Here is a 14,743-nt window from a genome sequence, read left to right on the forward strand (position 1 = left end):
AAAATGAATTCAGATCAATTATCAGAAAATGAATATTCAGGTGGATTTGCTAATTATATTAAAGAAGCCGGAAATGTAAATTTAATCGAAGAATTAGAAATTTCTCTTCATGCCTTTATAAGATTTGTTCAGGATATCCCGATGGATAAATTTGATTATCGTTATGCCGAAGGTAAATGGACTATTAAAGATATTATTCAGCATATCATGGATTGCGAACGAATTTTTGCTTATCGTGCTTTGCGTTTTTCCAGAAATGATCAAACACCTTTGCCAAGTTTTGAAGAAGATGATTATGCAAACAGTACAAATTCAAACGGAAGAAGCATTCAGGATTTACTAACTGAGCTTTCTGCGTTAAGACATTCAAATTTACTGTTTTACAAAAGTTTATCTGAAGAACAACTTAAGCGAATTGGGACTGCTTCAAACAATCAGATTTCAGTTCGTGCTTTGGGCTTTGTAATAATTGGTCATCAAAAACATCATCAGAAAGTTTTTGAAGAAAGATATTTATAGTTTTCTATTCAGTATAAAATAAAAAATCCTGTGAAGTAATTTTACAGGATTTTTGCTTTTATATAAAATGACAAAAACTTAAACTATTTGTTTCGCTCAACAATAGCAAGACCTATGCGAATTTTATCATATGAAATTTTTTCTTCAAAATAATCAAAGTAAGGTTTTAGTGCTGTAGGATATTCAAGCTCGATTTGAGCATTATGCAATTGCTTAACTTCTTCATCACTTACAAACTGGCTTAAATCAATATCCTCACCATCTATATATAATTTGGCTAAATGCGAAATTATGGTTGTTTGCCCCAAATTTCGTTTTCCGGCAATTTCTTCAATACTATAACCATTTTTAAAAAGTTCGAGAGTTGTTTTATATGTGTTGCTTTCTTTTTTAACTTTGGTTTTATTTGCTTTTTTTACTTTCTCATAATAAGCAATGGCATCTATAAATTCAGAACCATATTTTTCAAGTTTAGCTTTACCAACACCATCAATAGCCAGAAATTCTTTATCATTCGTTGGTTTTAAGCTTTCCATTTGTCTTAAAGCAGCATCACTAAAAATTACGTAAGCGGGAACTTCTTCGTCTTTAGAAATCTCATAGCGCAATTTTCGAAGTATTTCAAAAAGAGAATTTTTAGTAGTTTTTGCTTTCTCTTGTTTAATTTCATTTTTATCAATTACTTTTTTAACAACCGTTGTCAATTTTACTTTTTCATTCCCAAAAAGAACTTTTTTAGCAAATGGAGTTAATAAAATTTTATTATGCTGATGAAAGGCAATTTCGCAATATCCAAGATTAATCAACTGAATGAGATATTGATTCCAGTCGTACCAGGAAATGTCAGCACCAATTCCGTACGTTTTTAGCGTTTGATAATTTTTTTCGTAGATATACGCGTTTCTCGAGCCGCGCAAAAAATCTACAATTACAGCCAAAGGCTCTGATTCCTGTAATCTGGTAATTGCCGATAATGCTTTTTGCGCTAAAACTGTTCCGTCAAAAAATGTTGGCGGATTATTGCATATATCACAATTACCGCAATTCTCTGTTACAAGTTCCCCAAAATAAGACAACAATATTTTTCTTCTGCAACTTAACGCATCTGCATATTGTTTCATACGATCTAATTTCGCGAGCTGTACATCAGAGTTTAATCCTTCTGAGGCAAATTTCTGTAATTGAATAACATCGGCATAACTTTCAAACAAAACTGTTTCAGCCGGTAATCCATCCCGACCGGCACGACCAATTTCCTGATAGTAGCCTTCAATATTTTTTGGAAGATTATAATGAATCACCCAACGAACATTGGATTTATCAATTCCCATCCCAAATGCAATTGTTGCGCAAACTACCTGACATTCATCATTAATAAATTCATCTTGTGTTTTCGACCGAACTTTATTATCTAAGCCAGCGTGATATGCTTTTGCCAAAATTCCTTTATTGCTTAATTTCTCAGCAAGTTCCTCAGTAGTTTTTCTGCTCAGGCAATAAATTATCCCGGATTCATTTGGCTTGTTTTCTACAAAATCTATAATTTGTTTTACTCGGTCTAAAGCCGGGCGAACTTCGAGACTTAAATTTTTACGATCAAATGAAGCTACAAATATTTTAGGATTTTTTAAATTCAATTGATTTGCAATGTCTACACGCGTTGCCTTATCTGCAGTTGCAGTTAGCGCAAGAACCGGAGTAGAAGGGAAGCGGTTTTTTAAATATCCTAAATTGGTATAAGCTGGTCTGAAGTCATGACCCCAGGATGAAATACAATGCGCCTCATCAATAGCAATCAGACTGATTGTTAATTGATTAAAGATATTATCTAAATAAGACAAGCTTTCTGGAGCAATATAGACAAGTTTAAAATTATTTGACTTTAAATTATCGATATAAAATTGCTGCTCTTCTGCAGATTGACTACTGTTAATATAACAAGCAGCTATTCCGTTTGTTTTTAAACTATCGACCTGATCTTTCATCAAAGCTATCAAAGGAGAAATAACAATTGTAATTCCTGGCAACAGCAGAGCCGGCAATTGAAAACATATAGATTTTCCGCCTCCGGTTGGCATAATTGCCAAGGTATCCCGGCCAGAAAAAATGGTGGTTATAATAGTTTCCTGATTGGGTCTGAATTTTTCGAAACCAAAATTCTCTTTTAACTTAGCATGTAATAATTCTGATGTCATATAGATAAATGTTTATTGAAAAATAGTATTCAATAAATATAGTAAAATTCTTATAATTTTAAAGTTTCTGTAAATAAAAAAAAGGAACTCGAATTTGAGTTCCTTTTTTTCATATTTAAAAAGAATGATTAATCTTCATCGTCTTCATCATCATCTTCGTCGGCAACATCATCAACATCTTTGTCATCGTCATCATCATCGTCTCCACCATCGTTATCTGGTTTGTCCTGATTATCATCATCGTCATCATCATCTGCGTCGTCATCAAGATCAAGCCCTTTAACTGGTTCGATTGTATCTACATCAAGATCAATATCATCGTCTTCATCGTAGTTTTCGATTCTATCAGCAAGCTTAGTACTAATTTTTACTAAATAAATAGTATCTTCAGTACGAACTTCAACAGCTTCTACTAATTCGTTTTTAGCGTTTCTAAAACGGATAACATCCGAATCGTCATAACCATCAGGAAATTTTTCCACCAAAAGGTTCAAAATTTCGTTGGTCAATTTAGCGTAGTCTACTATAACTCTTTTCATAAAAATATACTATAAATCTAATAAATAGGCAAAAATTAATGGAGCAACAATTGTAGCATCCGATTCTATAATAAATTTAGGGGTCTTAATATCTAATTTACCCCAAGTGATTTTCTCGTTTGGAACAGCTCCTGAATAAGATCCGTAACTAGTAGTTGAATCTGAGATTTGACAGAAATAACTCCAGAAAGGAACATCATGCATTTCCATATCCTGATATAACATTGGTACAACACAGATAGGAAAATCTCCGGCAATACCACCACCAATTTGGAAGAAACCAATTCCGTTTTGACTGTTTTTTGAATACCAGTCTGCAAGGAATGTCATATATTCTATACCAGATTTCATTGTAGAAGCTTTTAATTCTCCTTTAATTACGTATGATGCGAAGATATTTCCCATTGTACTGTCTTCCCATCCAGGAACAATAATTGGAAGATTTTTTTCTGCAGCAGCATACATCCAGCTGTCTTTTAAATCAATCTCGTAGTATTCTTCTAAAACACCTGATAATAACATTTTATACATGAATTCATGCGGAAAATATCTTTCTCCTTTATCATCAGCATCTTTCCAGATTTTATAGATGTGTTTTTGCAAACGTCTAAAAGCTTCATGTTCAGGAATACAAGTATCTGTAACACGATTTAGTCCTCTTTCAAGTAAAGCCCATTCGTCTTCTGGTGTCAAATCACGATAATTTGGAACTCTCTCATAATGAGAGTGAGCTACTAAATTCATGATATCTTCTTCTAGATTGGCTCCAGTACATGAAATAATTTGTACTTTATCTTGTCTAATTATTTCGGCAAAAATTTTACCTATTTCTGCAGTACTCATCGCTCCAGCCATACTTACCAACATTTTTGAGCCATTAGCTAACTGTTGTTCATATTCTTTGGCTGCATCTACTAATGAAGCAGAATTAAAGTGCAAATAATGTTTTTCAATAAACTGACTGATTGGTCCTTTCATTTCCTTTGTTTTTTTATTTTTTTTTTTGAATTAAAAGCTTTTAACCTTTTTTAACTTGTACTGCAAATTAATAATTTTCTAGAAATTAACATTTAATTTGCAGTTTTATTTTTACAATTTTTTCTTGTAACCTAAAATTTTCAATACATCATCAGAAGTTTGTTGTTCTGAGAAAACTTCTGTAGCTAAAATTCCGTTTTCATCACGGTCAATTAGGATATGTTTAGGCTGCGGAATCAAACAGTGGTGTAAACCTCCATAACCTCCAATAGTTTCCTGATACGCACCAGTATTAAAGAAACCAATGTAAAGCGGCTTTTCTTTGTTGTATTTAGGCAAATAGATTGCGTTCATGTTTTGTTCTGAATTGTAATAGTCGTCACTATCACAAGTAAGTCCTCCCAATAAAACCCGCTCGTATGTATCATTCCAACGATTAATTGCCAGCATAATAAAACGTTTATTTATAGCCCAGGTATCTGGCAAAGTGGTAATAAACGATGAATCGATCATATTCCATTTCTCTCTGTCATTTTGTTGTTTTTGATACAAAATCTGATAGATAGCTCCACCGCTTTCTCCAACTGTAAATGAACCAAATTCTGTAAAAATGTTTGGAACATCAACTTCTGCTTCATCACAGGCTATTTTAATCTGATTAATGATTTCATCAATCATATATTGATAATCATACTCAAAAGCAAGTGAGTTTTTAATCGGGAAACCACCTCCAATGTTCAATCCATCAAGAGTAGGGCATTCCTTTTTTAATGCAATGTATACTTTTATACATTTTACAAGCTCATTCCAATAGTACGATGTATCGTTGATTCCGGTATTGATAAAAAAGTGAAGCATTTTAAGCTCTAATTTATCATTTTCCTGAATTTGCTTTTTGTAAAACGAAACTATGTTTTTGTATCCAATCCCTAATCTTGAAGTATAAAACTCAAATTTAGGTTCTTCTTCAGCAGCAATACGAATTCCAATTTTGAATTTCCCTTTAATTTCTGATTGAAGTAGGTCTAACTCTTCATAATTATCAATAATCGGAATAGTATTTTTATGTCCGTTATTAATTAATCTTGCAATATTACTGATGTATTCGTCTCTTTTAAAACCATTACAAATTACATAAGTACTTTTGTTGATTTTACCATTTTCTAATAAATTCTCTACAATATTAACATCAAAAGCTGATGATGTTTCTATGTGAATGTTATTCTTGAAAGCTTCATTCATAATGTATTCAAAATGAGAGCTTTTTGTACAATAGCAATAGTAATATTTTGCTTCGTACTTATTTTTTTCCATTGATTTTCTGAACCAGGCTTTTGCCTTATTAATGTTTTCAGAAATCTGAGGCAAATAAGTAAACTTTAAAGGAGTACCATATTGTTCAACCAATTTCATCAAATCGATGTTATGAAATTGAAGATTGTCTTTATTAAGTTTAAATTCCTCTTGTGGAAAGTAATATGTTTGATTAATTAGATCAGAATATTTTGTATTCATTTATATTTAAATATTTTTATTTGTAATTTTTATTTTTAGTGATTTGGTGCTAAAACTAAAATTCAAACTCTAATATTCGCAAATATAATTTGCAGTTTTTCGTGTTCTGCTTTTGAGCATTGGAAAACATCAAAACAAAACGGACTTTTACTATTATAAAAACGGTTCAACATTCTAAGTAAAGAACTGTTGAGACGGTTTCTATAAGAACTAAATTGTCTTTGTTTATTGTTTGTTTTCATTGTGGCAAATGTAAAAAATAATATATACCTAAAGCAATGCTTTTGATTAAAAAAAGTTTAAGATTTATAATCCTGAAACGCGTCTAGAATCAATTTATTTTCAACAGATTGGTTAATTTTAATTTTTCCGATTCCTTCAATAAGGGCAAATTGAATTAAACCATACTCATTTTTTTTGTCATGAATAAGAAGTTCAAGTATCGGATCAATGTCATTTTCCTCAATATTCACATCGTCATAAATACTTTTAATAGCTGTTTTAATTTCTGCATATTCCTCTGCAGAAATTAAGTTTTTATGCCATGAAATATAACTTTCCAAAATCATTCCTATAGCAATTGCTTCGCCGTGCAGCAATGTTGTTTTGGTTTCGCTTTCTAAAAAGTATCCTTCTATTGCATGTCCTAAAGTATGTCCAAAATTCAGTGCTTTTCTAATATTCTTTTCTGTTGGATCCTGAATTACGATTTCGTTCTTTATTTCAACCGAACGATAAATCAATTCATCCAGAAAAGTGTAATCAATTGCATTAAGATCTAAAAACTGTTTCCAGTATGCAGCGTCATAGATTAATCCGTGTTTTAGCATTTCTGCCAATCCGGATCTCATTTCGCTTTGTGGTAATGTTTCAAGATATTGAGTGTCTATCAAAACCATTTGTGGAACATTAATCACTCCGATTTGATTTTTAAGATTCCCCAAATCAACTCCTGTTTTCCCACCAACAGAAGCATCAACCATAGATAAAAGAGTAGTCGGTATATTAATAAAATCCACTCCTCTTTTGAAAGTTGAGGCTACAAAACCTCCCAAATCTGTTACTACACCACCACCAAGATTAATTACCAATGATTTTCTGTCGGCCCCCAGTTCAGTAAGTACATTCCAGATCTGAATACAGGTTTCTATATTTTTATTGGCTTCACCTGCTTCAAATTCAATAATTTCAATATTCAAATCAGTTTCAAGTAACGGCAAAAACTTAGGCAGGCAATACTCATTTGTATCATTATCTACAATAATAAATAAATTAGAGTATTTTGTGTCTCTTAGATGTTTGTTTAATGCTTCGTAAGCATTTTGGTTAAAATGTACGAAATAATTATTGGCTTGAATAGATTGCATAGTTCCTTTAGTTAATTGAAAGCACAAAAATAAGGCATTTTTAACTAAATAATATTCAAAATTGCTCTATTATTGTTTAAAAAATCAATGTAAAAAGGGATGTGATAAAGAATTTTCTTTCTTATCACATCCCTTAATTATTTATCAAAGTTCTATTTGCAGTTTTGAACTAATTGTGGCTTTGCATCCGGAAAATTTTTAGAGCTCGAAATTTCAAAGTATCTACCTGTATTTACCATTAATGGTGTTAATTTATAATCTGAACTAAAATTATTTAAAAACAAAAGTAAATTCTTTCTTTTTAGTAAAAAAATAATCTTTAGTCCATTATCAAAACGAAAAAATATCATCTAATTTAGTAAACAATATTCAAAACACTCTCTATCTTTGCACAAAAAACATACATAATGGAAAAAATATTCGATAATACTCAGGTTGCATTTTCACTTAAAAGTGACACAGAACTTGACAGAGCCTATTTTCTTTTTAAAATGATCGATAGCGAGCCTTTAGTTCGTATTGGAACAGCTGTGACTAATTTTGCCATAAAAGCACATCTTCCGGTTGAAGGTTTGATTCGTGCAACAGTTTTTGATCATTTTTGTGGTGGTGTAAATGAAGATGATTGTATTACTGTAGTAGACAAAATGTTTACAAAAGGTGTTTCATCTGTTTTAGACTATTCTGTTGAAGGAAAAGAAGAAGAAGCGCAATTTGATGCTGCTTTGGAAATGACTTTGAAAACGATTGAATTTGCCAAAGAGCGTTTAGCAATTCCATTTGCTGTTTTTAAACCTACTGGTTTAGGACGTTTTGAGTTGTATGAGAAATTAGGAGAAAAACAAACTCTAAGCCCAGCAGAACAAGCAGAATGGGATAGAGTAGTAGCTCGTTTTGACCAGGTATGTGGTGAAGCGCACAAAAAAGATGTTGCTCTATTAATTGATGGTGAAGAAAGCTGGATGCAGGATGCTGCTGATGATTTGGTTACCGAAATGATGCGTAAATACAACAAAGAAAAAGCGATCGTATTTAATACTTTACAAATGTACCGTTGGGATCGTTTAGATTATTTGAAAAAATTGCATGAAGTTGCTAAAGCTGAAGGATTCTTTATCGGAATGAAATTAGTTCGTGGAGCTTATATGGAAAAAGAAAACAAAAGAGCAGAAGAAAAAGGTTACGTTTCTCCAATCTGTGTTTCTAAAGAAGCGACAGATATAAACTATGACGCTGCTGTACATTATATGCTAGAGCATTTAGAAATAATGTCCATTTTTGCAGGAACTCACAACGAATTGAGTTCATACAAATTAATGGAAATGATGGCTGAAAAAGGTATCGCAAAAAACGATAATAAAATCTGGTTCGGACAGTTATACGGAATGAGTGATAACATTAGTTATAACTTAGCAGAAAACGGATATAATGTTGCAAAATACCTTCCATTCGGACCTGTTAAAGATGTTATGCCATACTTGATTCGTCGTGCTGAAGAAAATACTTCGGTAGCCGGGCAAACAAGCCGTGAATTGTCTATGATTAAAGCAGAACGTAAACGCAGAAAAGGGAAATAGTTTTTAAAATTAAATTTCAATTTTAGAAATTCCAAATTCCAATAAAAAAAACTCCATTTGTTATACAAATGGAGTTTTTTTTATAAAAAGCAAACCCGACAGGTTTTAAAAACCTGTCGGGTTTAATATAATAAAAGCTTCAATTTAAAAATTGAAGCTTTATTGGAATTTGGAATTTCTAAATTGGAATTTCTTTTCTTTAAGAGTTACTAAACTGAAGATTACTCAAGTTTTTATAAATTCCGTTTTCAAGATTTATTAGTTCCTGATGCGTTCCTTCTTCTGTAATTACTCCATTATCTAAAACAAGTATTTTATCAGCATTTCTAATGGTTGACAATCTGTGAGCAATGATAATGCTGGTTCTTCCTTCCATTAATACTTCCAATGCTTCCTGAACAAGTTTTTCACTTTCACTATCCAAAGATGATGTTGCTTCATCAAGAATTAAAATACTTGGATTTTTAAGCAATGCTCTTGCAATAGCAATACGCTGGCGTTGTCCGCCTGATAGTTTAACGCCACGTTCTCCAACCAAAGTTTCAAACTTTTCAGGAAAACCATCTATAAAGTTAAACGCATTTGCTTGTTTAGAAGCAGCTATAATTTCTTCATCTGAAGCATCCGGTTTACCGTAAGCAATATTTTCTTTGATACTTCCTCCAAACAGAATTACATCTTGAGGAACAATACTCATGTTACCACGAAGATTCTCTAAATCATAGTCATAAATATTTTTTCCATCAACAAGAATCTCCCCCGAAGTTATATTGTAAAATCGCAATAACAATGAAGAAATTGTTGATTTTCCGGCACCACTTGGGCCAACAATTGCTATTTTTTGTCCAAATTCTGCAGAGAAATTTACATCTTTCAAAACCTGAACTTCTTTTCTTGAAGGATAATGAAAAGCAACATTTTTAAAAGCAACATTTCCTTTTATTTTCTCAATAGAAGCACGTGGATTTGCATTGATTTCTTCCGGAGTTTCTTCCAATAATTCAAAAACACGCTCGGTTGCACCAACTGCTTTTTGAATCTGCGCATACATCTCGGCAATACCTCCAAAAGAAGCCCCTATAAAAGTAGTATAAAGAACAAATGAAATTAAATCTCCAACGCCTTCAACTTCTCCTTTTATAGTCAATGTGATTCCGTACCAAACTACGGCCACTACACAACCAAAAAGACACAATATGATAAATGAAGCAAAATAACCTCTGTACTGACCACCTTTGATCGCAATTTTTACAATTTCTTTGATTTTATTTTTATAACGCTGAATCTCGTACCATTCATTGGCAAAAGCTTTTACGTTGCTTATTCCTTGTAGAGTTTCTTCAACAATTACCTGACTTTCGGCTACTTTATCCTGCGTTTTCTTACCATACTTACGAATAAATCTTCCAAAGATAACTGCAGCAACAGCCACAATAGGAACAATAGCAAGCATCATTAAAGTTAGCTTTGGACTGATATTACCTAAGATTACAAAACCTCCAATAATTAAAATAAACTGACGCAAAAATTCTGCAATTGTCGTGGTAAAAGTGTCCTGCAACTGAGAAATGTCAGCACTAATTCTACTGTTTAATTCTCCTACTCGTTTTTGTGAATAGAATGACATTGGCAGTTTTACTAAATTTTCATATAGTGCGAAACGAATATTTGATAATGAATTTTCGGTAAAATTTACAAAAAGCGAAATTCTAAAAAAAGAAAAAATCGCCTGAAGCGTAAGGATAACCATTAAGCCAACAGCAATTTCGTTTGCTCTGTCCAGGTTTTTATTGGTAACACAGTCAACCAGCATTCCCATTAGTTTAGGAAAGGCGAGGGCAGTGGCACTCGTTAATAATAAGAAGATCAAACCAAGGAAAAATTTCCATTTATGACCTTTGCCGTATTTAAAAATTCTGAAAGCTTTTTGAAGTGAGTTAGAGTCTAATTTAGCCTTTGGTAAATCATTTTCTTGAAATCTTGCCATTTAAGTATACAATTAAGATATGCAAATGTATGACTATAGCAAATGATTACAAAAGAATATTATGAATTAGGCTTTCGTATTCTTGTTTTTAACTAAATTTAAATAATTTTTATAATTTTCTTTACTTTTAAGAAGCTGTAAAAGAGTTTACTATAAAATATCTTTAAAAAGTATTTCATTTTTTTCTAAAATATGCTTGCAAATACAAAATCTAGGTGTACATTTGCACTCGCAATCACATAACGATAGCAACCTAGTAAAATAGGGCGATTAGCTCAGCTGGTTCAGAGCACCTCGTTTACACCGAGGGGGTCGGGGGTTCGAACCCCTCATCGCCCACCAAGAAACTCCTTAAGAAATTAAGGAGTTTTTTTTATGCTATAACTTTCAGATCTTTCGATTTAGATTTGTGATTCAAAGCACTCTGATTTTTCGTCGGAAGTGGTCGGGGGTCGAACCTTCCGATGAAAAATCGGAACAAGCTATCATCGCCCACAAAATTTAAAAAACTCCAAAATCATATGACTTTGGAGTTTTTCATTATTACTTAGTAGTTATTAAGACTTTAGTATTCAAATTATCTCGGGTCATGATTACCGAATTTAATTTTCCATCTTTAAAATCAAACTGTAGTAAGTTAGGATAGTCGGTAATTTTAAATAAGCCATTTTTTAGATACACGAGTTCAAAATCATTTTTCCCTTTAAAATGGTCCAACAACATAGATTCAACATAAAGGCGGTTATTTCTCTCTACAATTTTGGTTTCTACTCCTTGCCCGTATAGGAAATCGTCATAAGTCCCAATTAGTTTTTCTTTTAGCGCTAATGGCATTTCCTGAGTACTTATAGTAACTGCTTTATTGTTCCAATCCATCAGCTTCAGAATTGTTTTCTGAGTGTGGCCCATTACAGGAAAACGATTCGGTTTTTCGCCATTAGCCAGAAATACAAAACCATTTCCATCTGTCATGGTAGCGGCAACAGTACCACCAACTCCGGTATTGGAACCGTTGCATAAAAACCAGTCATAGTTATTGTAACCAAATGACTTTTGCCATCCGTAGCTCCAGCCTCCAACAGCATTTTTCAGAGCGGTTACTGCTGTTACTTTTTCTGCCACATTATGAGAAATTACTTTGTTGTTTTTGTTGCGTAAGGCATTTTGCATTTCGATTGCCAATTTAGCTAAATCAGTAGGAGTAGACCACATTCCTGATGGTCCAACTTGTGGCGTAATTGGCAAACCTGTTTTAATCACTTTTCCGTCTTTATCATGAACAAGAGCCACATTTGTTAGAAATCCCTTCTCATTTGGCTGAATCATTGTGGTGTTTTTCAAACCAAGAGGCGAAAAAATGTATGCTGACGCAAGTTCTGCCATAGATTTATTAAACGTGTCTTCTAATGCCATTTGAACAATTGTATAACCGCCGCCACTATATCGCCAATCAGTTCCCGGTGTAAACAAAAATTCTATTTCTTTGTCATATCTTGGTATCTGACCTAAAAGACTTTGTTTTAACGTCGGGATTACTTCTCCCTCATAATGATCTTCAAAACCGTCCTGAGATGTACCAGCGGTATGATTTAAAAATTGTCTCCACGTTGGACTATTATTTTCAGTAAACTTGCTTTTTGGTAAATGCCAGCGTTTTAAGAAAGGATCTATTGGATCATCTAAATTAAGTAATCCTTTCTCTTCAAGCATAAAACATAGAAGCGCCGTAATTGGTTTTGAAATTGAAGCTGTAGAAAAAGCTGTATTCTGATCTATTTTTTCTTTAGAGTCTATTGATTTTACACCAAATTGTTTTGAATATACAATCTCGTAATTTTCAAAAACCACAACACTAAAACCGGCCAGTTTATATTTTTCTAATTGATTGTCAATATTTAAACTATCAGTCAGAAAGCTATAGTTTGTCTTTTTTGTCAGCGCCTTATGGCTTGTCTGGCAATTTGCATTTGTTACTATAAGAAGTAGTACTAAGTAGATAATATTTTTCATGGTATCGAATTTTGGTTAAAAATTTATTTCGATACAAAGATGCGGAAGGAGTCAGTCCTGTGCGACCGAATGAAAAGATTCGAACGCATTTGTCTGAAAAAACAAGTACGAATCGTTTCAATCAGAAGTACGAGTAATTACAAAAAACTGAATTAGAACTGTTTACGATAGGAAGTTGGTGTGTTTCCTGTATGTTTTTTAAAAGCGGTGTTAAAAGAAGATTTTGAATTAAACCCAACTTCATATAAGATTTCAAGAATTGTTACTTTACTTTTTGTATCGTCTTTTAAAATATCCATCGCATTTTCTATTCGGTACGTATTAACGAAATCGTAAAAATGCTGTTCTAATTTATGATTGATTAAAAGAGATAAATCACGAACAGGGATTTTAATCCCTTTAGAAACATCCTGAATCGTTAGCGAAGGATTAAGAAATGGTTTTTCTTCACTCATATATTGCTGCAGTTTCAATAACTCTCCATTATAAACCTCTTCATTTACAGCTGTGGATGCATTAACTTTTTCCTCAGAAACAATATCTTTTACCAGTTTTAATTTTGAATCAATATTTCTGAATAAATCAGGATTATTTAATGCCTTAAATAAATACCAGCAAATAATAAAGGGCTGTAATACCTGAATTCCAACTTTTATCCACTCAGAGATATCCGGGTATTCTGAAAACTTAAAAATATTTTTTACTATAGCAACCACATACAAGATGGAGAGAAGAGTCGTAAACTGAAATAACCAATTATAGGAATTAATATGGGTACCGGCATTATTTTCAACATACAGTTTTTTTGCTTTTTTTAATAACATAAAAATGGCCGCAAAATAAACAATGATCTGTAAATGTATTAAAACATGAATAAACTGCAATTCGATCATATTTCTACGATTTACAATAAAATCCATTTTTGCAGCAGCATCCACGGCATAGAAACGCGGTACTAAAGCAGCATTTACAATTAAAAACGGAACTGCATGAAGGAGATATTGGGGCTTAAATCTGAAATCAGAATAAGAAACGGATAATACATACAGGTAAAAAACCGGGATTTGAAAAAATGCAAATGTAGTTCTGAATATTCCCAGATTTGAAGGCCCATCGGATATTAATGCAAAGAAAGGTTCACTTGCATCTATTGCATTTATGAACAGAAAAACAGCAAAAAGAATGTTACTTGTTTTGTCTTTTGTTTTAACTGTAAGCAGAAAAAATATAAGCAATAATGAAATGACCGAAGTAATTATGGTTGCAACAATTAATAAATTAATTTTATCCATTTCTGTTTTTTGGTGGTATTTTTAGGGTTAATAGTTATTAAAGGCGAATATAAGAAATATTATTACTACAATATTAGCGACTTTTTTTGAAATTGAAATAGGAAGAATAAATATAAAAACCTGCTAAAACACAAAAAAAGATTTAAAACAATGTGCCTAAAAGGATGCCAATTAAAATTGGAATGTACAAAAAGTGCCATACAGCGCCGGTAAGTACGATTATGCATAATTATTTGATTTTTTTTCTAAAAAGACTTGCAAATACAAAATCTAGCTGTATATTTGCACTCGCAATCACAAAATGATAGCAGCCTAATAAAATAGGGCGATTAGCTCAGCTGGTTCAGAGCACCTCGTTTACACCGAGGGGGTCGGGGGTTCGAACCCCTCATCGCCCACCAAGAAACTCCTTAAGAAATTAAGGAGTTTTTTTTATGCTATAACTTTCCGATCTTTCGATTTAGATTTAAGATTCAAAGTATTCCGATTTTTCATCAGAATTGATTGGAGGTTCGAACCTTCTAACGGAAAATCGGAACAAACTATCATCGCCCACAAAATTCCAAAAACTCCAAAGCCATATGATTTTGGAGTTTTTTGCTTTATATTCATTTCATCATCTTATTTAGTGAAATCAAGAATAGATCCGCCATTTGTCATAATTTAGAGATTTCAGCTTACTTCAAAGACAGTTTAATGTGCAGGAAAATTGTATTTATTTTAACTTGAACCCTAGATATTATTAACAGTTCCTAAAGCAAATT

At 32.4% G+C, this 14,743-nt stretch carries 10 protein-coding genes and 2 tRNA genes; 4 read left to right on the forward strand and 8 right to left on the reverse strand.

The genetic code is table 11. The features are described from left to right. Positions 1–3 precede the first annotated feature (3 nt). Entirely contained in the window at positions 4–519 is a 516-nt protein-coding gene (locus OLM51_RS12555; RefSeq protein ID WP_264550952.1) for a DinB family protein, read from the forward strand. Positions 520–602: 83 nt separating this feature from the next. On the opposite strand, the gene recQ is transcribed toward OLM51_RS12555, so the two are convergent. From recQ to aroB, 5 genes are all read right to left on the reverse strand, one after another. After that, positions 603–2,714, reverse strand: coding sequence for a DNA helicase RecQ (gene recQ, locus OLM51_RS12560; protein ID WP_264550953.1), 2,112 nt, complete (start codon positions 2,712–2,714; stop codon positions 603–605). A 128-nt stretch (positions 2,715–2,842) separates the two neighbouring features. Then, on the reverse strand, positions 2,843–3,253 hold the full coding sequence (locus OLM51_RS12565; RefSeq protein ID WP_264550954.1) for a DNA primase: 411 nt from the start codon (positions 3,251–3,253) through the stop codon (positions 2,843–2,845). Between the two features lie 9 nt (positions 3,254–3,262). Continuing rightward, complete coding sequence (locus OLM51_RS12570) at positions 3,263–4,231, reverse strand: deoxyhypusine synthase family protein (RefSeq protein WP_056209248.1); 969 nt, start codon at positions 4,229–4,231, stop codon at positions 3,263–3,265. A gap of 111 nt (positions 4,232–4,342) precedes the next feature. Next, complete coding sequence (locus OLM51_RS12575; protein WP_264550955.1) at positions 4,343–5,746, reverse strand: arginine decarboxylase; 1,404 nt, start codon at positions 5,744–5,746, stop codon at positions 4,343–4,345. Positions 5,747–6,045: 299 nt separating this feature from the next. Then, on the reverse strand, positions 6,046–7,113 hold the full coding sequence (gene aroB / locus OLM51_RS12580; protein WP_264550956.1) for a 3-dehydroquinate synthase: 1,068 nt from the start codon (positions 7,111–7,113) through the stop codon (positions 6,046–6,048). 407 nt (positions 7,114–7,520) lie between these two features. On the opposite strand from aroB, the gene OLM51_RS12585 reads away from it, so the two are divergent. Further along, positions 7,521–8,690 (forward strand): proline dehydrogenase family protein, encoded by a 1,170-nt coding sequence (locus OLM51_RS12585; RefSeq protein WP_264550957.1) that lies wholly within the window; start codon positions 7,521–7,523, stop codon positions 8,688–8,690. Between the two features lie 199 nt (positions 8,691–8,889). Here the strand turns inward: OLM51_RS12585 and OLM51_RS12590 are convergent, their stop codons facing one another. Beyond that, positions 8,890–10,677 (reverse strand): ABC transporter ATP-binding protein, encoded by a 1,788-nt coding sequence (locus OLM51_RS12590; protein ID WP_264550958.1) that lies wholly within the window; start codon positions 10,675–10,677, stop codon positions 8,890–8,892. Positions 10,678–10,941: 264 nt separating this feature from the next. Here OLM51_RS12590 and OLM51_RS12595 point away from each other — a divergent pair. After that, a tRNA-Val gene (locus OLM51_RS12595) sits at positions 10,942–11,019 on the forward strand. A 201-nt stretch (positions 11,020–11,220) separates the two neighbouring features. Here the strand turns inward: OLM51_RS12595 and OLM51_RS12600 are convergent. Then, a complete protein-coding gene (locus OLM51_RS12600; protein WP_264550959.1) occupies positions 11,221–12,687 on the reverse strand; it encodes a serine hydrolase domain-containing protein in 1,467 nt (488 codons plus the stop codon). 152 nt (positions 12,688–12,839) lie between these two features. Next, entirely contained in the window at positions 12,840–13,979 is a 1,140-nt protein-coding gene (locus tag OLM51_RS12605) for a helix-turn-helix domain-containing protein (RefSeq protein WP_264550960.1), read from the reverse strand. A 323-nt stretch (positions 13,980–14,302) separates the two neighbouring features. Between OLM51_RS12605 and OLM51_RS12610 the strand changes: the two genes are divergently transcribed. Next, positions 14,303–14,380 (forward strand) — tRNA-Val (locus tag OLM51_RS12610). The last annotated feature ends 363 nt before the right edge of the window (positions 14,381–14,743 follow it).

It is taken from the genome of Flavobacterium sp. N2038, from assembly GCF_025947185.1.
Lineage (GTDB): Bacteria > Bacteroidota > Bacteroidia > Flavobacteriales > Flavobacteriaceae > Flavobacterium.